We start from the raw sequence: 20,989 nt of genomic DNA, 5'->3' as shown, positions 1-20,989 counted from the left end.
GGATTACTTGACGGCGTCTTTGAGCGCCTTGCCTGCCACAAAGGACGGCACATTCGCGGCTGCAATCTGGATCTCTTTACCAGTTTGCGGATTGCGACCGGTACGGCCAGCGCGATGGTTCACCTTGAAGGTACCAAAACCCACCAACTGCACAGCATCACCTTCTTTCAGGCTCTGGGTAATACCATTGATGATCTCTTCCAGAGCAACTTTGGCCTGAGCTTTGCTCAGATCTGCTTTGGCTGCAATTGCATCGACAAGTTGAGCTTTGTTCATAACATTTCCTTTATGATCGGGCATTTAGCACCGGGCCACTCTATTCAAAAAAAAACACTCAGGCAAAGGCTTTATCAGCCGGATTGGCTTGAATGCTGGGGTTTTCATCAAGATCTGCGGAAATAGTCACATATCTCGCCCCTTCGTGATCGTAATTGACGGGAAGAGGAGAGCAAATGATGGCGCCTTGTAACCAAAACACCACCTGGTGTAACAATATCCCCATGCCCCTATTGACGGTCAACCGGATTTTCCCTAGTTATAGGAAGGTGTCGTCAGTCCATAAAAAGGCCGGAGGCCTGTCACGATAGCACTCCATGCCTATGCCCCACGGAGGGAGTATGTTAACTGAACTGGAACAAACCAAACGCGCATTGGCAGGAAAGCACAGAGCTATCGATGACTGGCTGGACGCCAGACAGGCACTGCTGGTCGAGTACATGCGGCTCGCCGGCTTGAAACCCACCCGCAACAGCAAGCAGCGCTCGCTCCCGGGCCATGTGGAACTGCAAAGTTTCTGCGAACAGCTGGTCGACTACGTCAGCGCCGGCCACTTCGAGATCTACCACCATGTGGTAACCGCTTTCGAACAGGCCAGCGGCGACAAGCTGGAGCTGGCCAAGCGCATCTACCCCCATATCCGCGCCTGCACCGAGTTCGCGCTGGAGTTCAACGACAAGTACAGCAACGCGGACGAGGCCCAGATGCTGCTGCTGGATGAAGACTTGAACCAGCTTGGCCCCGTGCTGGAAGATCGTTTCAAGCAGGAAGATCGGTTGATCAAGGCACTGCAGGTAGTAGAGTCACTCAGCGCCCAACAGGTTTGATATCCAATTTCGGAGCCAGTTCAAGATCCTGATGTGCAAGGTGCATTACACTCTATGTCATGACCTATAGCACCCGTACCTATTGCTGACAGGAGATGAGAATGTCCGAGCGTCGCCGTTTTTCACGGATCCTTTACTTGACCATGGCCGATCTCGTCCAGGGCGATAAAAAATGGCGGACCCAGCTGGTCGATATTTCCCTGCAGGGCGCCCTGCTGATCCGGCCCGATGACTGGGAAAGCAATGACGACAAAGAGTACTCACTCAGCTTCGTGCTGAGCGGCAGTGACATCGAGATCAAGATGCAGGTCATGCTGACCCATGAAGCCAGCAAGAAGCTTGGGTTCTACTGCCACCATATCGATATCGACAGCGCCACCCATCTCAAACGGATGATCGAACTCAACGTCGGCGATGAAGAGTTGCTGCACAGGGAGCTGGAACAGCTGCTGAGCGAGCATCTCGAACACCCCCACCCCTGAGCCACTGCCCCATCACTCAATAAAAAGGAGCGCCCGTTGCGCTCCTTTTTATTGCCCGTCCGCGAACCCTGTTCTGCTTACAGCGCCTCCAGAGCATCGGCCAGCTTCTTGACCGGCACAACTTCCATGCCCTCGATGGGATGCTTGGGGGCATTGGCGTGCGGCACTATGGCACGGCGGAAGCCATGCTTGGCCGCCTCCTGCAGCCGCTCCTGGCCGGACGGCACTGGCCGGATCTCGCCGGACAACCCCACCTCGCCGAACACCACCAGATCCTTGGGCAGGGAGTGATCGCGAAAACTGGAGACCATGGCCAGCAACAGGGCCAGATCCGCACTGGTCTCCTCTACCTTGACTCCGCCGACCACGTTGATGAAGACATCCTGATCCGCCATCTGCAACCCGCCGTGGCGATGCAGCACTGCCAGCAGCATGGCGAGCCGGTTGTGATCCATCCCCACCGCCACCCGACGCGGATTGGAGAGCTGGGAGTAGTCCACCAGCGCCTGCAACTCCACCAGCAGCGGACGCGTGCCCTCCCAGATCACCATCACGATGGAGCCGGGCGCCTGCTCCTCACCGCGACTGAGGAAGATGGCGGAAGGGTTGCTCACTTCCCGCATACCCTGCCCGGTCATGGCGAAGACCCCCAGCTCGTTGACCGCCCCGAAGCGGTTCTTGTGGGAGCGCAGGGTGCGAAAGCGAGAGTCGTGGCTGCCGTCGAGCAGCACGGAACAGTCGATGCAGTGCTCCAGCACCTTGGGACCGGCCAGGGTGCCATCCTTGGTCACGTGGCCCACCATGAAGATGGCGACGTGATTCTGCTTGGCATAGCGGGTCAGCAGGGCGGCCGCTTCCCGCACCTGGGAGACGGACCCCGGCGCCGACTGCACATCCGCCACATGCATCACCTGAATGGAGTCGATGACCATGATCTGCGGCTGCTCCTGCTGGGCAATCAGGCAGATCTGCTCGACCGAGGTCTCCGACAGCATGCGCAGCTTGTCGGTGGGCAGGCCGAGACGCGATGCCCGCATCGCCACCTGCTGCAACGACTCCTCACCGGTGACGTACAGGGTCTTCATCCGCTCGGCCAGGCCACACATGGTCTGCAGCAACAGGGTCGACTTGCCCGCCCCCGGGTTGCCACCGATCAGGATGGCCGACCCCGGCACCACGCCGCCGCCAAGCACCCGATCCAGCTCCTTGAAGCCGGAAGAGAAACGGGGGATCTCGGTGGTGGCGATCTCCGCCAGCGTCTGGACCTGGCTGCCGACGGCGCCGGCATAGCCGCTGTAGCGGGCGCTCTTGCCCGGGGTCACCGAGCCGAGGCGCACCTCGCTGATGGTGTTCCACTCCTTGCACTCACTGCACTGGCCCTGCCAGCGTGTGAAGTCGGCGCCACATTCGGTACAAACATAGGCAGTTTTGTTTTTGGCCATGGATAACTCGGGGACAGGATGAATTCCTGCTTGATATACTTGTTTGCGACCGACAGATCAAACCCAGAATCGGAAAAGTGACTTTCCGTGGCAGGAACACATGGAATCAGAACAACAACAGCACCTGATTGAACAACTTATTCCTCTGCTCAGAGAAAAGGATTTCGATGACATCCTCAATCGCCTGACCCAGGACGAGAACAGCAACAGCCGTTTTCTGATCAAGATGGAGCTCAAACGCAAATGCACCCCCTGCCGCCGGGTCATCGACATGCGCGACGAGCTGGGCGATGAGTGCTTGGTGCACGAGTTCGAAGGGATCACCCATTTCATGCCGGCCGAGGCCATCGGCCTGTTCCAGTCCCAGTGCTACCTCTACAAGGATGACTACACCCTGGGGGTCTACGAAGCGCTGCAATACTGGCAAAAATACCAGCATGGCAAGAACGACGGCCAACTCCAGCCCCCCGTCAGCCCGTTTCGCCAGTACGATGTCAATCCCATCTCCTTTGCCAGCTACTATGGCCGGCGCCAGGAGCGGATGCACTTCAGCTCCCCCGTGGTGATCAAGTTCGCCGATGGCGACAAGCTGTTCGCCAAGAGTTCCGATCTCTCTCTGGGCGGGATCCGGGTTTCGGTGCCCTATCTGCCCAACTACCAGACCGGCGCTCAGGTCGAGGTGTTCTTCACCGGGCTGGAACGGGATCACCCCAATCCCGTCCTGCACCATTCGGTCAGCTACCAGATCCTCGGGGAAGAGAGCAAGGAAGGGAAATACTGGCTCAGGCTGATCAAGACCGGTGAACACCCGGCCTTCGACCAGTTTCTGAACGATTTCATCGAGAGCAACAAGAGCCGCTACCGGGTCAGCGTCGACTACCTGCTCTCCGCGGCCATCATCAAGGGGTATGAGCAGTTCTACCTGCCGCGCATGACCGGCATGCCGCTGTTCTTCGGCTCGGGCGACAGTCCCAGCCTCGAGATCGCCCTGCGCACCGAGAACAACCAGCACATCCTGGAGTATTGGCGCGACGCCAAGAACCGCGACATGCTCGCCAGCCTGTTCTCGGCCACCCGCATGCAGGCCCTGTTGCCGGCGAAGGGAGAATTGAAAGAGACCCTGATCTACTGCTTTACCCACTCGGTGCGCAGCCACCTCTACTTCTTCTCCGCCACCCGGGAGGAGCTGCTGCAAAGCGGCCTGATGTCGCTCTTCTTCCAGGTGGGGGCCCGTCGCCCCAGCTGGCGGGTCTACAAGTTCAGTCTGGAACGCTGCGACCTGCACGAGGCCGATCTGGCCAGTCAGCAGGGCAAGGAGAGCCCCCAGCTGCAGGACATGCTGCTGCAGGAGCGGCTCAAGCAGATAAGCTACGTCGGTCTGCTGCAGCAAGTCGGCCTCGACAGCCAGCGGGAAGAGTTCCAGTTCGACGCCTCCAGCCAGCACAACGCCAACGAGCTGCAGCGCTTCGGTCACGACAGCAGTGCCGCCCCCTTCGAGATCGAGACGCTGCACTATGTCCAGCTGCGCAAGGAGGCTCGCTACATCCACAAGACCGCCGTCGCCATCAAGCACAATGGCCGGGCCTGGCTCGGCTGGACCCGCGACATCTCGGCCCACGGCATGCAAATCGAGCTGGAAGAGCCGTTCGAGGGGGCGAAGGACGACATAGTCACCATCGCCCTGCCGCGCCTGCAGGAACTCTCCAAGAGCATGGATCTGCAACGCCTCCCCTACAGGCTGGTCAGCATCAACCTGACCCGCACCGTGCTGCACCTGTGCATCGAGGGGGATCCCGAGCGCCACACCGGCCGCCAGTTCTTCAAGCTGCTGATCGAGAGCAACCAGAACAAGCTCAAAGCGGCCCAGGAGCAGCGCCGTTATCGCGGCATGGCACGGGCACTGCGCAACATCTATACCCACCACGTCTTCTGCACCCCGGTCTACATCAACAAGCTCAAGGGTGCCCCCAAGCCGGCCTCGGTCGGTCATGCGCCGCAGCCGCGCAGCCTGTCGCGCCTGCTCAAGGCCTGTGCCGAGCAGGGCGATCAGGACAACCTCTACCCGCTATTCCAGGGGGAGTTGCTCAAGCAGCTCATCATGAACCCGCTGCGGGCCATCGAGCGCGAGGATCAACCGCAGGAGGAGGAGGTCTATATCGCCAGTCTGCAGACGGCGACCGGCCTGCCCATCTTCACCAGCCGGCTCGCCAGCAGCTTCCAGAACGTGGCGGAGAAGCGCAGCTTCATCGAGCAGGCACTGCGCCAGGGGGAGTTCTACTCGGTGCTGGTCGGCATCTCCCGTACCGGTCGCCCCGATACCAACTTCATCGCCAACGAGCTGGACTACATCGCCAAGTTCGCCATTCACAAGGCCAAGAAGCTTGAAGAGGAGCTGTGGAGCGTGGTGGGGGTTGGCGAGCTGACCGATACCAGCCAGGCAACGCTGTTCCGGCTCGGCATCACGGCGCCCATCAAGTAAAGAAGAGGGCACCGACTCGAGGCGGCGCTACACCAAGCAGCAAGCAATGGCGGACCCTGGGTCCGCCATTGTTTTTCGCACTCTTGCGGCTACCAGCCCCCCGGGGTTCCCCCATCAGGCCGCCTGCGGGTTGAGCAGCCATTCGAGGATCTGCGGGAAGTGATCCTCCTGCGCCTGAGGTGCAGTCAGCATGTTGATGTGGTCGTAATCGAGCCGGTTGCCGTTGTCCCGGCCGAGCCGGGTATGGCGCGCAGCCGAGCCCATCTCGGCGCTGAAGCGGCGCACGTCGGTCGGGTGACCCAGCACCTTGTCCGCCTTGGCCGAGATCATCCAGAGCGGCGGCCAGTTGACCCGGGCGGCCGCCTCGTCATAGGCGAACCCGTCGCTGGGATCCTGCCAGGGGCCACACTTGACCCAGGGGATAGTCTCCTGCAGGTAGCGCAGCGGCTCGTCATCCGCCCCTATCTTCAATCTGCGCGCAGCCAGGAAGCCGCTGCGGCTGGCCAGCCAGGGGGCCAGCCGGTTCCAGATCAGATCCACCTTCAGCCAACGCTCCGGATTTTGTACCGACACGCCGCGCTTGGTGCCAAAGAACACCAGGCTGGCCACCTGCTCCGCCAGCTCGGGAAAGCGCACCAGGGTCGACGCCATGATGACGCCGCCCCAGGAGTGGGCCATCCAGTGCAGCTTGAAGCCGGCATGACGGGCGGCAATCCAGCGGTGCAGGGCCGGCAGGTCCTCGGTGATGAGCTCATGCTGGCCATGTTCGGCCTGCTCGGCAATGGCCGGCGTGCTGAGCCCCCGCCCGCGCAGATCGGCCACATAGACCTGATAGCCGTGGCGGGCCAGAAAACAGGCCAGCCCCTTGCCCGACTCGGTATAGAAGATGCGGCCGTTCTCGATGGCGCCGTGCACCATCAGGATCGGCTCGCCATGTACCGCAACCCGCGGCTGAATGTGGCGTACGTGCAGCCGATGTTCGCCGCAGGGAATAAACAGGGATTGCTGTAGCAGTTCCATTTTGAGACTACGTCCTCCGTGACGTGGGGTTGAGTCCAGCCCTAGTGGGCTCAGCGCCTATCCCAGCGCTGCTGGCGGCAGGCCAGGGCGCCAAGCAGGCAGATCACCCCTTCCAGATCGTGGTGGTTGAGGGTGGCCGCCGCCTGGGCCCGCACCAGCGGTTTGGCGTGGATGGCGATGCCGAGCCCGGCCACCCCCATCATCTTGAGATCGTTGGCACCATCGCCCACGGCCACGGTCTGGCCAGTGGCGATGCCGTACTCCGCGGCCAGCTGCTGCAGCACCTCGGCCTTGACGGTGGCATCGACGATGCGCCCGCTCACCTTGCCGGTCAGCTGCAGCCCCACCACCGCCAGCTCGTTGGCGAAGATGGCGTCCAACCCCAGCTCCCGCTGCAACTGGCCGGCAAAACGGGTGAAACCACCGGAGGCGATCGCCACCTTCCAGCCAGCCTGCTTGAGAGTGTCGACCATCAGTTGCAGGCCCGGCATCCAGGGCATGTTGGCCGCCACCTCGTCGAGAATGGTGACCGGTGCCCCCTCCAGCAGGGCGACCCTGGCCCGCAGGCTGTCGGAAAACTCCAGCTTGCCCTGCATGGCGGCCGCCGTGACCGCCGCCACCTGCTCGCCGACCCCGGCCAAACGGGCAATCTCGTCGATGCACTCGATGCGGATAGCGGTGGAGTCCATGTCCATCACCAGCAGACCGGGCTCAGCCAGGCTGGGCAGGGCCGGCAGATGACACAGATCGATATCCCACTCCTCCCCCTTGAGCGTCTGTACCAGAGCGGGTGAGAAGCGATCCGTGCCCAGCAGCAGCAGGGGCACCCCGGCCGGCATGGCGGGCGGATAGAGTCGTGCCTGCAGTCCGTGCCGCGCCAGCAACCCGGCCAGCCTGCCGAGATGGTGGCCGCCAAGGGCCCGACCGAACAGCACCAGCCAGCCGTCATCCAGCACACTGGCGGCGGGCAGCAGCGCCTGCGGCGTCGGCTCCCACCAGGGGGCGCCGGACAGGCACTCGGGCCACTCTGAAATCTCTGCAGGCAATTGGGACAACAACATAGGGATAACGCCTTCCTTGGTGATCATGGGGTTAACAAAACTGGCCCAGAGTAGCGTATTGCTTTTTGTACAGGCAAGCGCCAAGATCCCGCCACTCCTTGTCAGCAAAAGGCTCAACGCTTGCGTCATCTCCCCATCAAACGTGTGCTCAGTCTGGGTGCCGGTGTCCTGCTCGGACTCTGGGTACTCGCCGTGCTCATTCACATGCAGGGCGAGAGCCAGGCCTCGCTGCACAGCGAGGCGCGCAACCGGGCCCAGGCACTGGTGGCCTATGCCGCCAGGGACATGAAACGCTGGATCAAGGAGGAGAAAAACAGCGAGCTGGAGCGGCTGGCCCGGGATCTGGCCGCCGAACCCGAGATCCTCGATGTCACCCTCTACGATGCCCGCGGCATTCCCCTCGCCCAGTCGGACAATGCAGTGCCGCTGGACAGCCTGCTGCCCATCGGCGACAACAACAAGTCGGTCCCCGAGCAGGGCAAGGGGCGCATCCAGTTCGTGCAGGAGATCCTGGATGGGGAGCAGACGCTGGGCTATCTGCGCATTACCCTGGAGGAGCAGCAGATGCTGGCGGACAAGGACACCCGGCTCAAGGTGGTGCAGGAGAAACAGCGGCTGATGCTGCTGGTCGCCCTGCTGGCCGGGCTGCTCATCTCCTACGGGGTACGCCGCAACTACATGCGGGTGCGCAAGCACAAGAAGAAAAGCAAACCGGTCGAACCGCAATAAGACGGTGCGACCTCATCGCCTTGTATACAACTCAGGCAATGCCACCAGCAGGAGCGCTGTATGATTGCCCCCCCTCTTCCTCTGGATGAAGAGAGCCGACTGGAACGGCTCCGCATCCTGGGCTTGCTTGACCGCGAGCCTATCGACCAGCTGGATCGCCTGACCCGGCTCATCACCCGCCATTTCTCGCTGCCCATCGCCATGGTCTCGCTGACCGACGTGAACCGGCAGTGGTTTCTCGCCCGCACCGGGGTCACCCTGTGCGAGATCAGCCGGGAGCACTCCTTCTGTGGCCACGCCATCCTTCGCCCCGACATCATGCAGGTGCAGGATGCCAGACTCGACCCGCGCTTTGCCGACAACCCGCTGGTGACGGGCGAGCCCCACGTGGTCTTCTATGCCGGCCGGCCACTGCGGGCGCTGGACGGCGTGGTGCTCGGCACCCTCTGTCTGGTGGATCATGCCGCGCGCCACCTCGACGATGAGGCCTGTCGCGATCTCGACGACTTCGGCCGCCTGGTGGAGAACACCCTGCACGACCTGGAAAGGCGCCATCAGGTACGCAGCCTCAACCAGGTGCTGGAGGACAAGGAGCACCTGTTCACCCTCACCTTCAACCAGTCGTCGGTGGGCATGGCCCTCTCGTCGGTCGAGGGACGCTGGCTGCGGGCCAACCCGGGGCTGGAGCGACTGCTCGGCTACAGCGAACAGGAGATGCTGACGCGAACCTGGCACGCCATGACCCACCCCGAGGATCTGCCGCGCGAGCTGGCCCTGTTCACCGCCCTGCTCGCGGGGCAGAGGCAGGATTACCGGCTGGAGAAGCGGATGATCCGCGCCGATGGCAGCCTGTGCTGGGTCCAGCTCAGTGTGACCCTGTGCCAGAGCCGCACCATGGCTCCCCACATGATCGCCGTCTTTGCCGACCTCACCGAGCGCAAGCAGGTCGAGGCCGAGCTGCTGCAACTGCAGCAGGGGCTCGAGCAGCAGGTGCGTGAGCGCACCCGTGAGCTGTCGAGCACGGTGGAGCAACTGCATGGCGAGATGCGCGAGCGCGGTGCCGTGCAGCAACGCCTCTGGCAGGAGCAACGCCGGCTGCAACACATGCTGGAGCACACCAGCAACGCCTTCCTCGAGCTCGACGAGGCGCTGGTCATTACCGGCTGGAACCCGGCCTCCACCACCCTGCTCGGCTGGCACCCCGAGGAGATGCTGGGACGCACCCTGCCCACCCTGCTCGGCAGCGCTCACCCTCTGCTGGCGCAACTGATCCATCCCGAGCGCGCGCAGCGCCGTCTGGAGTGCGACATCGGCACCCGCAGCGGCCGCCAGGTCCCGGTCGAGGTGAGCGCCGAGCGCTACCAGTTCGACGGCAAGGTGCGCCTCGCCCTGTTCCTGCACGACATCAGCGCCCGCCGCCAGGTGCTGGCGGAAATCGAGCGCGGGCGGGCCCGGTTGCGGGCCATCACCGACGGCCTGCCGGTCACCATCAGCATGGTCTCGCCCGAGGGGCGCTATCTGTTTGCCAACCAGGCCTACTGCCGCTACTTCGGGCTGGATCCCGAGCGAATGCGGGAGATGAGCGTGCGGGAGGTGATCGGCGAGGCGGCCTACGGCCGGGCCATCGCTCATCTGGAGCGGGCCCTCGCCGGCGAGCAGGTGAGCTTCGAGAACCGTTTCGAGCTGCCCATAGGCCCACGGGATCTCAGGATCACCATGATCCCGAGCCGGGGCGACGAGCCAGGGGTCTACATCCTCGGCAGCGACATCACCGAGTTCAAGGCGCTGCAGAACCAGCTGGAGCACGAGGCGGCCCACGACCCCCTCACCGGCCTGCCCAACCGGCGCGCTTTCACCCTGCGCCTCTCCCGGGAGCTGGAGCGGGTGCGTCAGAATGCCGAGACCCTGGGGCTGCTGTTTCTCGATCTCGACGGCTTCAAGCGGATCAACGATCTGCTCGGCCACCACGTCGGCGACGCCCTGCTGCAGCGCTTCGCCAACGTGCTGAGTGCCGAGGTGCGCCCCGGTGACATGGTGGCGCGCCTGGCCGGCGACGAGTTCACCATCATACTGCCGGCCCTGCGCCAGCCGGAGCTGGAGCTGCCCGCACTGTGCGAACGGCTGCTGGCAGCCATGGCGGTACCGGCCGACGTGGCCGGCCACCAGCTGCCCCTCGCCGGCAGCATCGGCGGAGCCATCTGCCATTCGGGCCAGTATTGTCACATCGACGACCTGCTGCACCGGGCCGACAGCGCCATGTACCGGGCCAAACAGGCCGGCAAGGGGCGCTTCGCCCTCGACCTCTGATCTTCCCTCCTTGAAATGCAAAACGGCGGCCCGAGGGCCGCCGTTGTCATTATTCATGCGCGAAGGGGATTACTTGTCGCCCAGCAGGACGGAATCCAGCGCGATTTCGATCATGTCGTTGAAGGTCAGCTGACGCTCTTCAGAGGTGGTCTGCTCACCGGTACGGATATGGTCGGAGACGGTGCAAATGGTCAGTGCGCGAGCACCGTACTCTGCGGCCACACCGTAGATGCCGGCGGCTTCCATCTCGACACCCAGGATGCCGTATTTTTCCATGACGTCGAACATGGAGGGGTCCGGGGTGTAGAACAGGTCGGCGGAGAAGATGTTACCGACGCGCACGGCAACGCCCTTGTTCTTGGCGGCCTGTACGGCATTGGCAACCAGATCGAAGTCGGCGATGGCGGCGAAGTCGTGATCCTTGAAGCGCAGACGGTTCACCTTGGAGTCGGTGCAGGCACCCATGCCGATCACCACGTCACGAAGTTTCACGTCTTCACGCACGGCACCGCAGGAACCGACGCGGATCAGGGTCTTCACGCCGTAATCGGTGATCAGCTCTTTTGCATAGATGGAGCAGGACGGGATGCCCATGCCGTGGCCCATGATGGAGATGCGACGACCCTTGTAGGTGCCGGTGAAACCGAACATGTTGCGCACGTCGCACACCTGTTCGACGTTCTCCAGGAAGGTTTCGGCGATGTACTTGGCGCGCAGGGGGTCGCCCGGCATCAGCACGGTGTCAGCAAAGGCGCCATCTTTCGCATTGATATGAGGAGTTGCCATTCTCTTGATTCCTTCACACTAGGTTGAGTTTTATTGTCTTTATTGGTTGCCCGCCGCCGAGGCGACGGGCGGGTAACTTACAGGAAGCTGGTACCGTACGCCAGTTTGGGCAGACCGTGGTACGCCGCGATGCTCTGGCCGATGTCGGCAAAGGTCTCGCGACGGCCGACGGAACCGGCCTTGACCGACTTGCCGTAGAACAGCACAGGGATGTACTCGCGGGTGTGATCGGTGCCGCTCCAGGTCGGGTCACAGCCGTGGTCGGCGGTCAGCACCACCACGTCGCCATCCTGCATCAGCTCGAACAGCTCCGGCAGGCGGGAGTCGAAGTACTCCAGTGCATCGGCGTAGCCCTTCACGTCGCGACGGTGACCGTAGGAGGAGTCGAAGTCGACGAAGTTGGTGAAGACGATGGTCTGGTCACCGGCAGCTTTCACCTCTTCCAGGGTTCTGTCCCACAGCTCGGTCAGACCCGTGCCCTTCACCTGCTTGGTGATGCCTTGCTGGGCATAGATGTCGGCGATCTTGCCGATGGAGACCACCTGACCGCCCGCTTCCTTCATGTAGTCCAGCACGGTCGGCGCCGGCGGCAGCACGGAGTAGTCGTGACGGTTGCCGGTGCGCTTGAAGTTGCCCTTGCCGCTGCCCACGAACGGACGCGCGATGACGCGGCCGATGTTGTAGGGCTCCAGCAGCTCGCGCACTATGTGGCACAGCTCATAGAGCTTCTCGAGGCCGTAGGTCTCTTCGTGGCAGGCGATCTGGAACACGGAATCGGCGGAGGTGTAGAGGATCGGCTTGCCGGTACGCATGTGCTCTTCGCCCAGATCGTCCAGCACCTGGGTACCGGAGGCGTGGCAGTTACCCAGATAGCCCGGCAGACCGGCCTTCTCGACGATGGCATCCAGCAGCTCCTGCGGGAAGCTGTTGTGGTGATCCTTGAAGTAACCCCACTCGAACAGCACGGGCACGCCGGCAATTTCCCAGTGACCGGACGGGGTGTCCTTGCCGGAGGAGAGCTCCTGGGCAAAGCCGTAGGCACCGACTACCTCGACGTCCTTGTTCAGGCCGGCCGGGAAGGTGCCGCTGGCGAGTTCACCCGCGTGGCCCAGACCCAACTTGCTGAGGTTCGGCAGATTGAGGGCGCCACGGCCCTCGAGTTCGCCGGCGGCACAGGCCTTGGCGATATGGCCAAGGGTATTGGCGCCCACATCGCCGAACTTGTCGGCGTCGGCGGCTGCGCCAATGCCGAAAGAGTCCATCATCAGAATAAAGGTACGTTTCATGGGACTTCCCCTTGTTACAAATCAGCCAGACCGATGCGACGGTAAACCTCGGGCAACGCCTCCGGTTGGGTATCACCGATCTTGACGGCAGCCTGCACCATGCTGGCGGCCTGAGCAAATTGCTCTTCAGTTTGAGCGTGGATCAGGGCGAGCGGCTTGTCTGCCTCGACGCTTTGACCCAGGCGGATAAAGTCGGTCAGACCGACGGCATAATCAAGCTTGTCACCGGCAGCGCGACGGCCACCGCCCATGGCGACCACGGCCAGACCCAGTTCACGGGTGTCCATGGAGGTCACGAAACCGCTGTTGGCGGCATAGACGGGGCGCACGATGGCGGCTTTGGGCAGGTGATGATCGTAGCGCTCCATGAAGTCGCTCGGGCCACCGAGGCCGGTCACCATGCGACCGAAGATCTCCGCCGCCTTGCCGTTGTCCAGCACCGCCTGCAGTTTGCGGCGGGCATCGCTGTCGTCGCTGGCCAGGCCGGCGGAGATCAGCATCTCGGCGCACAGCGCCATGGTGACGGCATGGATGCGCGGGTTGCGGTATTCACCGGTCAGGTAGCGCACCGCTTCGCGCACTTCCACCGCGTTGCCGGCGCTGGAGGCCAGCACCTGGTTCATGTCGGTCAGCAGGGCCGAGGTGCGGCAGCCGGCGCCGTTGGCCACCGCAACTATGCTCTTGGCCAGCTCCTCGGATGCTTCAAAGGTCGGCATGAAGGCACCGGAGCCCACTTTCACGTCCATCACCAGCGCTTCCAGCCCGGAGGCGAGCTTCTTGGAGAGGATGGAGCCGGTGATCATGGCGATAGATTCGACGGTGGCGGTGATGTCGCGTACCGCATAGATACGCTTGTCGGCCGGGGCGAGATCGCCAGTCTGGCCGATGATGGCGACACCCGCCTCTTTCACCACTTTCAGGAAACGATCGTTGTCGACCGAGGTCTGGTAGCCGGGGATGGCATCCAGCTTGTCCAGGGTACCGCCGGTGTGGCCCAGGCCACGGCCGGAGATCATCGGCACGAAACCGCCGCAGGCAGCGACCATGGGGCCAAGCATCAGGGAGACGACGTCACCCACGCCGCCGGTAGAGTGTTTGTCGACGATGGGGCCGCCCAGATTGAGGTGGTCCCAGGTCAGTACCATGCCGGAATCGCGCATGGCGCAGGTCAGGGCAACCCGCTCATCCATGGTCATGTCTTTGAAGTAGACCGCCATCGCCAGTGCCGCAATCTGGCCCTCGCCGATGGTGTTGTTGGTAATGCCCTGAACGAAAAATTGAATCTCTTGGGTACTGAGCGCTTCACCGTTGCGCTTCTTGCGAATGATTTCTTGAGGCAAAAACATCTTTCATTCCCTCCGCCATTGCTGGCGTTACACAAGTCTGAATCCTTGCCCGCACCCCACACGGGTGGGGCACAACAGGGCGGACCAGGTCCGCCCTCTCATCAACCTTTTAGTAACCGCTGGTGTTGGCCGGCTTGTCGCCATGCCCCAGCGTGGCCAGCAGACTGGCCAGCAGGCTGGATGCACCAAAGCGGAAGGTGCGGGCGGATACCCAGTCCTTGCCGAGGATCTCTTCGGCCATGGCCAGGTACTCACCCGCCACGGCGGCGTCTTTCACGCCACCGGCCGGCTTGAAACCCACTTTCGGGTTCTTGGCCTTGATCACTTCCATCATGATGCGGGCAGCGATCGGGGTCGCATTGACCGGCACCTTGCCGGTGGAGGTCTTGATGAAGTCGGCACCGGCGTCGATGGAGATTTCGGAGGCGCGACGGATCAGCGCTTCCTCTTTCAGCTCGCCAGTCTCGATGATCACTTTCAGCAGAACGTTGGCGCCACAGGCTCCCTTACAAGCTTTGACCAGATCGAAGCCGACCTGTTCATTGCCGGCCATGAAGGCGCGGTACGGGAACACCACGTCCACTTCGTCGGCACCGTAGGCCACAGCGGCGCGGGTTTCGGCCACGGCGATCTCGATGTCGTCGTTGCCGTGCGGGAAGTTGGTCACGGTCGCAATGCGCACGTCGGCAGCGCCGATCTCACGCAGAGTCTTGCGAGCGATGGGGATGAAACGGGGGTAGATGCAGACGGCGGCGGTCAGGCCGGCCGGAGACTTGGCCTTGCGGCACAGGTCGATCACCTTCTGATCGGTGTCGTCATCGTTCAGGGTGGTCAGGTCCATCAGATTCAGGGCGCGCTGGGCGGCCAGTTTCAGATCAGTCATTCTGTTCTCCAAAGTCTCGATGTAGTCCGAATTCCAGGGCATGGTGCTGCCTGTCGCAACGCAACCGGCAAGACGCGACTCCCGGAAAAACGGGAATGGAATTGCAGCGCAACTGCACGGGCAATAGGCTGCAAATAAGGCAAGAGCCCTGTCACTTTCTTACAAAAGTGCGGACTTGGTTCCATGAAGACTTGAGAAAGGCAGACAAGGTCTGACCCGACTTCCCAATCAATTCCATTTGACCGCCAACACCCGATTTCATCGGGCATTAGTCAATGCCAGCACCCTGCTGGCAATGCCTATTTCAGCCGAGATACCCCTTGTTTGCAAGCCGGATTTGCCATTTTCAGAGGTACCTCACATCTGGCAAATCCGGTACTGGAAAGTGCGTTAAGAGAAGAAACGGGTGAGTATCCAGGAGTATGCCAGGCCTCCCAGGTAGACTCCAACGATCCCCATCACCCCGGACAGTACGGGGGGCGCCGGGATCGGCAATTTGAGGAAAGAAAACAACAAGCCAACGATAAAGCCGGCTGCCATCGCCAGTAGCACTTCATTCATATAACCTCCGATTTGACTCATTTTATTATTAGTTTAGAAAGGAAAACGGTTGTCACCGCTCCATACACGAACGCCACGGCAGATGCCGTGGCGTTCGTGGTTATACCCTGTCAGTCAGGCTGATATTACATGCCGGACAGCGCCAGGAAGAAGCCTGCGATGGTCGCAGACATCAGGTTGGACAGAGAGCCGGCCAGTACGGCTTTCAGACCAAATTTCGCAATGGTGCCGCGACGGTTCGGTGCCATGGAGCCCAGACCACCCAGCAGGATGGCAACGGAGGACAGGTTGGCGAAACCGCACAGGGCGAAGGAGATGATGGCCTTGGTGTGGTCGGACATGGCCACGCCATTGATCAGCACTTCATCCTTCAGGTACGGGGCGAAGTTCAGGTAGGCCACGAACTCGTTGACCACCAGCTTCTGGCCGATGAAGGAACCGGCTACGACTGCTTCACTCCAGGGCACACCGATCAGGAAGGCCAGCGGGGAGAAGATCCAGCCCAGCAGCAGTTCCAGGGAGAGTTGCGGATAACCGAACCAGCCACCCACACCGGAGAAGATGCCGTTGATCATAGCGATCAGACCGATGAAGGCCAGCAGCATGGCGCCGACGTTCAGGGCCAGTTGCAGACCGGCAGAGGCACCGGCGGCGGCGGCATCGATCACGTTGGCAGGCTTGTCTTCCAGATCGCCATCGGCATTGCTCTCGTCGTAGCTCGGGGTCTCGGTTTCCGGCACCAGCAGCTTGGCGAACAGCAGACCACCCGGGGCAGCCATGAAGGAGGCGGCGATCAGGTATTCCATCTTGACGCCCATGGAGGCGTAACCGGCCAGTACGGAGCCGGCGACGGAAGCCAGGCCACCACACATGACGGCGAACAGCTCGGAGTCGGTCATCTTGGAGATGAAGGGACGCACAACCAGCGGCGCTTCAGTCTGACCCACGAAGATGTTGGCAGTGGCGGAGAGGGATTCGGTACGGGAAGTGCCCAGTACTTTCTGCAGGCCACCACCCAGCAGTTTGATGACCCACTGCATGATGCCCAGGTAATAGAGAACGGCGATCAGGGAGGAGAAGAAGATGATGACCGGCAGTACGCGGAAGGCGAAGATGAAGCCGCCACCACCGAACACTTCGAACATCTTGTTGCTGACCAGACCACCGAACAGGAATTCGATGCCGTTCTGGCCATAACCGATGACGCTGGAAACAGCATCGGATACACCCACCAGGATGTCACGACCAACCGGGACGTACAGCACGAAGGCACCCAGGCCAGCTTGGATTGCAAAGGCACCGGTAACGGTGCGCACTCTTATTGCTTTGCGATTGCTGGAGAACAGCACCGCGATAAGGACGAGCGTTGCCATCCCTACCAGACCCATTATTAGATTCATTATTTACACTTCCTCTTTAGTAGCACCTTCCAGCTTGTTAACAACTTGTATCTCAAAGCCATCAATCAAGGGTGCGCATTATACTAATTACGGTGCGACAAAGTAGAACGCTGGTCACATTTTATAAGCATGAAATGCGCTAGAGGTCGTCAAATTAGACCGCAAACGATTTTTACTCCCCCCATTTTTTATCATGTCGCTAGCAACAGTTAATCAGGTGTTAATTTTCGACTTGCCCAACTGGAAGGTATGCAGAGTGGATTCATGTAACACCGAGGCAACATGTGCCAGCGGTTGCTGCCGCAAATCGGCCAGCAGTTGCGCAATGATTGGCAGATTGGCGGGGGTGTTGGGCGCCCCTTGCTGACCCTGCAGCGGCATGTCGGGGGCGTCCGTTTCCAGCAGCAGGGCCTCCAGCGGCATGTCGCGCACCGCCTCCCGGGTCTTGTTGGCCCGCTCAAAGCTGATGACCCCGCCGATGCCGAGCCGAAATCCCAATTGCCAGAACGCTTCTGCCTGCTGCAGGGAGCCGCTGAAGGCGTGGATGACGCCCCCGCAGGCAGGGCGCAGACGTCTGAGGATCTTGGCCACCGTGTCGTTGGCACGCACCGAATGGACAATAAGGGGCAACTCATGCTCCTTGGCCAGTTCGACCTGGGCCTCGAACATCTCGAGCTGTCCCTCCTGCGGCACGTGGGAGCGCAGATCCAGCCCGCATTCGCCCACCGCCACCAACCCGCGGGGGCGCTCCGCCAGCCGTTGCTGCAACCGGGTCAGCACCGCCGGCGTCTGACCGCCCACATACCAGGGGTGCACGCCAAGGGCATAGGAGATGCCGTCATGTTCTGCCGCCAGCGCCATCACCCGGCCCCAGTTTTCCTCTCCCACCGCGGGAATGATATACTCGCCCACCCCCAGCTGACGGCACTCGGCCAGCAGCGCCGCCCGATCGGAATCGAAGACCGGAAAATCGAGATGGCAATGGGTGTCGATCAATTGCATGTCACTCACCTGTTTGTCGTAATTAATGGGTCCATATCATGATGAAACGCACAAGCCACGGCTTTACCCTGATAGAACTGGTGCTGGTCATCATAGTGCTGGGGATCCTGGCCGTGACCGCCCTGCCCCGCTTCATCAATCTCAAGGATGACGCATTAAAGAGCACGGTCGCGGCAACGGCGGCCAGCTTTGCCAGCGCGGTCCAGCTGGCTCATGCCGGCTGGGCGGTCAAGGCGCAGGATCAGGCGCTCTACAATCTCGGCAGCATGGGGCAACGCAATCTCGACATCAACCGCTATGGCTGGCCCGCCGGCACGGATGAAGATCAGGGGCGCAAGGGGATCGACGAACCCTATGTCGCAGGTCAGGGCGACTACATCTCGGTGAGCAACCAGTCAGACTGCCGTCTGCTGTTTCAGGGGCTGCTGGACAGCAGCTACACCGTCGCCTCGGTCGATCAGGATCCCGATCAGCAACTCAACGCCGACTACCTGTCCAGCGAACTGACCGCCAACCAGATAGATGAAGAGGGAGAGCCGCACAGCAACTGCCGCTACACCCTGCGCGACTCCATCGGCCGCTTCCCCGCCTATCCCGACGGTCTCTCCTTCGACTACAACAGCGTCACTGGTGCCGTGACCCGCAATTTCCAGTGAGCGGATCCGACTCGGCTTGCGGCTCTGCCTGCGGCGCCTCATCCTGTTCCCGGCGCACCGGCACGCAGCAGCGCCGGTTCTCCGGCGTGAGCCCCCACTCCTCGCACCAGCCATCGTAGCGAGCCAGCCAGCGTAGCAAGATACCTTTCATCCGCGCGTTCTCCTCTTCATCAAGTCGACGGTTGCTCCGTCATATCCCCGCTCGCCGCCAGGAGCAAGCCGGGCCCGCCGCATCATGGCGCCCCGGGTGACAGCAGCAACCCCATGCGGATCTCGTCCACGTAGCCATCGTCCAGCCGATAGGCCTGTCGCCGCAACCCCTCGTCCCGGAAGCCGCACTTGCGATAGAGGGCGTGCGCCACCTCGTTGTGGGCCATCACCCCCAGCTCCAGCCGCTGGATCCCTAGCTCGCCGGCGGCCGCGATCAGGGTGCGCAGTAACCGCTCACCCCATCCCAACCCGCGTGCACTCGACCGCAACCCCATCACCACCAGGGCGCAGTGGCGGTTGCGCGCCAGGCCACCGCCGATGAGCACAGCAAAGCCCTGCACCTCCCCGGCCAGCACCAGCAGCCACATGGCCTGATTGGGAGCCGCCGCCATGGCCTCGAGCCGCTGGCGCTGCCCCTCGATGTCCGAGGGGCGCTCCCCCGCCTCATACAGCATGAAGCGGGTTTCCCTGTCCAGTTGCCCAAAGAAGTGATCCAGCGCCGCCGCATCCTCCACACTCGCCAAACGAATCATCACCCTCGCACTCCCTGCCTGGTAGCGACGCCGATCTACGGCCATAAAAAAACGACNCGTTTTTATCAGAGCCATCTGGCTAATTCAATTCACCCCTTGGCGGGCAGGCTTAGACGAGCAACCGCTTCGACGTCCATGACTCGAGTGAGAACCAGCGACAATCAGGCCTTGGCAGGCAGGCTCAGGCGGGCGACAGCCTCGACGTGCATCGAGTGCGGGAACATGTCCACCGGCTGCACCTCGTCCAGCACGAAGCCCTGCTTGACCAGCCAGGCGAGATCGCGGGCCAGGGTCTGCGGGTTGCAGGAGACATAGACCAGCCGGCGCGGCGCCATGGCCACCAGGGTCTGCAATACCGCCTTGTCGCAGCCCTTGCGCGGCGGATCCATCACCACTACGTCGGCGCTCACCCCTTCGGCGTGCAGGGCGGGCATCAGCTGCTCCGCCTTGCCGACGTGGAACTCGGTCTGCTCGATGCCGTTGAGGGCCGCATTGCGGCGGGCGTCGCTGATGGCGCTCTCCACCGACTCAATCCCCACCACCTTGGCGGCCTTGCCGGCCAGGAACAGGGAGATGGTGCCGATACCGCAATAGATGTCGAACACCGTCTCGTTGCCGGTCAGCTCGCAATACTCCAGTGCCTTGGAGTAGAGCACGTCGGTCTGGCTCGGGTTGTTCTGGAAGAAGGAGAGCGGCGAGATCTCGAATTCGAGCTCGTGGATCTTGTCGCGGATCACCCCGCTGCCCAGCAGCACCCGGTTGTTGTCACCCAGAATGCGGTTGGTGCGCGCCTCGTTGATGTTCTGCACCAGGGTAGTGACCGGCAGATCCTGCAGGGCCGCCAGCAGCTCGGCTTCGAACGGCAGCTCCTCGCCCAGAGTCACCAGCACCACCATCAGCTCGCCGCTCTTGAACCCCTTGCGGGTCATCAGGTTGCGCACGCAGCCGGTGTGGGCCACTTCGTCATAAGCCGCGATGTCATGCTCGCGCATCCAGTTGCGCACCCTGGCGTTCAGCTCCACGTGCAGAGAATCTTGCACCGCGCAGTCATCGGCGGTGATGAGATCGTGGGAGTGCTTGCGGTAGAAGCCGATCTCGGCGCCGGCCTCGCAGCCACGCACCGCGTACTGCGCCTTGTTGCGATAGGCGAACGGCGTCTCCATGCCGAGGATGGGATTGACCACGGCCTCACCCAGCCCGACCTGCTCCAGAGCGCTCTGCACCAAGCTCTGTTTGAGCTTGAGCTGGGCCGGATAGGCCAGCGGGCGCACCTGGCAACCGCCGCATTCTGTGTTGGGGCAGAAGTCGGCGACCCGGTCGGCGGAGGGCTGGAGCAGCTCGGCCACCTTGCCGTGCAGGTAGTTGGGCTTCACCTCGGTCAGTTCGACCAACGCCTGCTCACCCGGCAGCAGACCTTCGACAAACAGGGGGCGGTCGAACAGGCGTCCTTTGCCATCTCCTTTGTCGGTCAGTTCCAGGATCTCGATCTGGTGTTGATGTCCCACTAGCGGCATGAGCGGCTCCAAAAGTACATATATAAGAGGGTGATGAGCCGGCCCAGCCGACCCATCAAGAAAAGGTGGCAGAGTTTAGCGGAGATCCGTCCAAATTGCAGGCATAAAACAGCAACAAGACAGAGGACATTGCCGCTGCCCGCCTTGTCTGCCGAAAAATGCTATCGCCGGCGGCGATCTCGGGGATGC

General features: G+C 62.0%; 21 protein-coding genes. 6 read left to right on the top strand and 15 right to left on the bottom strand.

What is annotated here, in order from left to right:
* Positions 1–3: 3 nt before the first annotated feature.
* Both hupA and AB5Y81_RS09070 read right to left on the bottom strand, forming a co-directional pair.
* Positions 4–276 (bottom strand): nucleoid-associated protein HU-alpha, encoded by a 273-nt coding sequence (hupA, locus tag AB5Y81_RS09075; RefSeq protein ID WP_005305063.1) that lies wholly within the window; start codon positions 274–276, stop codon positions 4–6.
* A 58-nt stretch (positions 277–334) separates the two neighbouring features.
* Positions 335–520 (bottom strand): hypothetical protein, encoded by a 186-nt coding sequence (locus AB5Y81_RS09070; RefSeq protein ID WP_279485265.1) that lies wholly within the window; start codon positions 518–520, stop codon positions 335–337.
* 97 nt (positions 521–617) lie between these two features.
* Between AB5Y81_RS09070 and AB5Y81_RS09065 the strand changes: the two genes are divergently transcribed.
* Both AB5Y81_RS09065 and AB5Y81_RS09060 read left to right on the top strand, forming a co-directional pair.
* Complete coding sequence (locus AB5Y81_RS09065) at positions 618–1,103, top strand: Rsd/AlgQ family anti-sigma factor (protein ID WP_005305066.1); 486 nt, start codon at positions 618–620, stop codon at positions 1,101–1,103.
* Between the two features lie 101 nt (positions 1,104–1,204).
* Positions 1,205–1,585: a PilZ domain-containing protein gene (locus tag AB5Y81_RS09060; protein ID WP_005305070.1), complete on the top strand. Its 381-nt coding sequence runs from the start codon at positions 1,205–1,207 to the stop codon at positions 1,583–1,585.
* A gap of 77 nt (positions 1,586–1,662) precedes the next feature.
* On the opposite strand, the gene radA is transcribed toward AB5Y81_RS09060, so the two are convergent.
* On the bottom strand, positions 1,663–3,027 hold the full coding sequence (radA, locus tag AB5Y81_RS09055; protein ID WP_005305075.1) for a DNA repair protein RadA: 1,365 nt from the start codon (positions 3,025–3,027) through the stop codon (positions 1,663–1,665).
* A gap of 100 nt (positions 3,028–3,127) precedes the next feature.
* Here radA and AB5Y81_RS09050 point away from each other — a divergent pair, with 100 nt between their 5' ends.
* The gene (locus AB5Y81_RS09050; protein WP_279485264.1) at positions 3,128–5,506 is read left to right on the top strand and encodes a PilZ domain-containing protein; all 2,379 of its coding nucleotides are present in this window, start codon (positions 3,128–3,130) and stop codon (positions 5,504–5,506) included.
* 114 nt (positions 5,507–5,620) lie between these two features.
* On the opposite strand, the gene AB5Y81_RS09045 is transcribed toward AB5Y81_RS09050, so the two are convergent.
* Together AB5Y81_RS09045 and serB are read right to left on the bottom strand one after the other, a co-directional pair.
* Positions 5,621–6,526: an alpha/beta fold hydrolase gene (locus tag AB5Y81_RS09045; RefSeq protein WP_017765771.1), complete on the bottom strand. Its 906-nt coding sequence runs from the start codon at positions 6,524–6,526 to the stop codon at positions 5,621–5,623.
* Positions 6,527–6,576: 50 nt separating this feature from the next.
* On the bottom strand, positions 6,577–7,587 hold the full coding sequence (gene serB / locus AB5Y81_RS09040) for a phosphoserine phosphatase SerB (RefSeq protein ID WP_279485263.1): 1,011 nt from the start codon (positions 7,585–7,587) through the stop codon (positions 6,577–6,579).
* A 120-nt stretch (positions 7,588–7,707) separates the two neighbouring features.
* On the opposite strand from serB, the gene AB5Y81_RS09035 reads away from it, so the two are divergent.
* Entirely contained in the window at positions 7,708–8,316 is a 609-nt protein-coding gene (locus AB5Y81_RS09035; RefSeq protein ID WP_005305087.1) for an AhpA/YtjB family protein, read from the top strand.
* Positions 8,317–8,376: 60 nt separating this feature from the next.
* Complete coding sequence (locus AB5Y81_RS09030; protein WP_279485262.1) at positions 8,377–10,623, top strand: PAS domain S-box protein; 2,247 nt, start codon at positions 8,377–8,379, stop codon at positions 10,621–10,623.
* Positions 10,624–10,692: 69 nt separating this feature from the next.
* On the opposite strand, the gene deoD is transcribed toward AB5Y81_RS09030, so the two are convergent.
* From deoD to AB5Y81_RS08995, 7 genes are all read right to left on the bottom strand, one after another.
* A complete protein-coding gene (gene deoD, locus AB5Y81_RS09025) occupies positions 10,693–11,409 on the bottom strand; it encodes a purine-nucleoside phosphorylase (RefSeq protein ID WP_279485261.1) in 717 nt (238 codons plus the stop codon).
* 77 nt (positions 11,410–11,486) lie between these two features.
* On the bottom strand, positions 11,487–12,695 hold the full coding sequence (locus AB5Y81_RS09020) for a phosphopentomutase (RefSeq protein WP_117405563.1): 1,209 nt from the start codon (positions 12,693–12,695) through the stop codon (positions 11,487–11,489).
* A 14-nt stretch (positions 12,696–12,709) separates the two neighbouring features.
* On the bottom strand, positions 12,710–14,041 hold the full coding sequence (deoA, locus tag AB5Y81_RS09015) for a thymidine phosphorylase (protein WP_123246609.1): 1,332 nt from the start codon (positions 14,039–14,041) through the stop codon (positions 12,710–12,712).
* A gap of 109 nt (positions 14,042–14,150) precedes the next feature.
* A complete protein-coding gene (gene deoC, locus AB5Y81_RS09010; protein ID WP_123246610.1) occupies positions 14,151–14,924 on the bottom strand; it encodes a deoxyribose-phosphate aldolase in 774 nt (257 codons plus the stop codon).
* A gap of 390 nt (positions 14,925–15,314) precedes the next feature.
* Positions 15,315–15,485, bottom strand: a complete 171-nt coding sequence (locus AB5Y81_RS09005; RefSeq protein WP_005305103.1) for a XapX domain-containing protein — start codon at positions 15,483–15,485, stop codon at positions 15,315–15,317.
* 125 nt (positions 15,486–15,610) lie between these two features.
* Positions 15,611–16,885, bottom strand: coding sequence for a NupC/NupG family nucleoside CNT transporter (locus AB5Y81_RS09000; RefSeq protein WP_279485260.1), 1,275 nt, complete (start codon positions 16,883–16,885; stop codon positions 15,611–15,613).
* Positions 16,886–17,098: 213 nt separating this feature from the next.
* A complete protein-coding gene (locus AB5Y81_RS08995) occupies positions 17,099–17,887 on the bottom strand; it encodes a TatD family hydrolase (RefSeq protein WP_017781074.1) in 789 nt (262 codons plus the stop codon).
* A gap of 38 nt (positions 17,888–17,925) precedes the next feature.
* Between AB5Y81_RS08995 and tppF the strand changes: the two genes are divergently transcribed.
* Positions 17,926–18,543, top strand: a complete 618-nt coding sequence (gene tppF / locus AB5Y81_RS08990) for a type IVa pilus pseudopilin TppF (RefSeq protein ID WP_005305113.1) — start codon at positions 17,926–17,928, stop codon at positions 18,541–18,543.
* Here tppF and AB5Y81_RS08985 read toward each other — a convergent pair.
* The 3 genes from AB5Y81_RS08985 to rlmD all read right to left on the bottom strand — a co-directional run bounded on the left by AB5Y81_RS08985 (position 18,512) and on the right by rlmD (position 20,800).
* A complete protein-coding gene (locus AB5Y81_RS08985; RefSeq protein WP_080631966.1) occupies positions 18,512–18,694 on the bottom strand; it encodes a DUF5363 family protein in 183 nt (60 codons plus the stop codon). The genes tppF and AB5Y81_RS08985 overlap by 32 nt on opposite strands.
* 82 nt (positions 18,695–18,776) lie before the next feature.
* Complete coding sequence (locus AB5Y81_RS08980; protein ID WP_265093365.1) at positions 18,777–19,331, bottom strand: GNAT family N-acetyltransferase; 555 nt, start codon at positions 19,329–19,331, stop codon at positions 18,777–18,779.
* Positions 19,332–19,447: 116 nt separating this feature from the next.
* Positions 19,448–20,800, bottom strand: coding sequence for a 23S rRNA (uracil(1939)-C(5))-methyltransferase RlmD (rlmD, locus tag AB5Y81_RS08975; RefSeq protein WP_201892660.1), 1,353 nt, complete (start codon positions 20,798–20,800; stop codon positions 19,448–19,450).
* Positions 20,801–20,989 lie beyond the last annotated feature (189 nt).

Source organism: Aeromonas sp. s2, from assembly GCF_040907935.1.
GTDB classification, from domain to species: domain Bacteria; phylum Pseudomonadota; class Gammaproteobacteria; order Enterobacterales; family Aeromonadaceae; genus Aeromonas; species Aeromonas dhakensis.
Note: the sequence above shows the minus strand (reverse complement) of the source record. Positions and strands in the feature narration are given on the sequence as shown.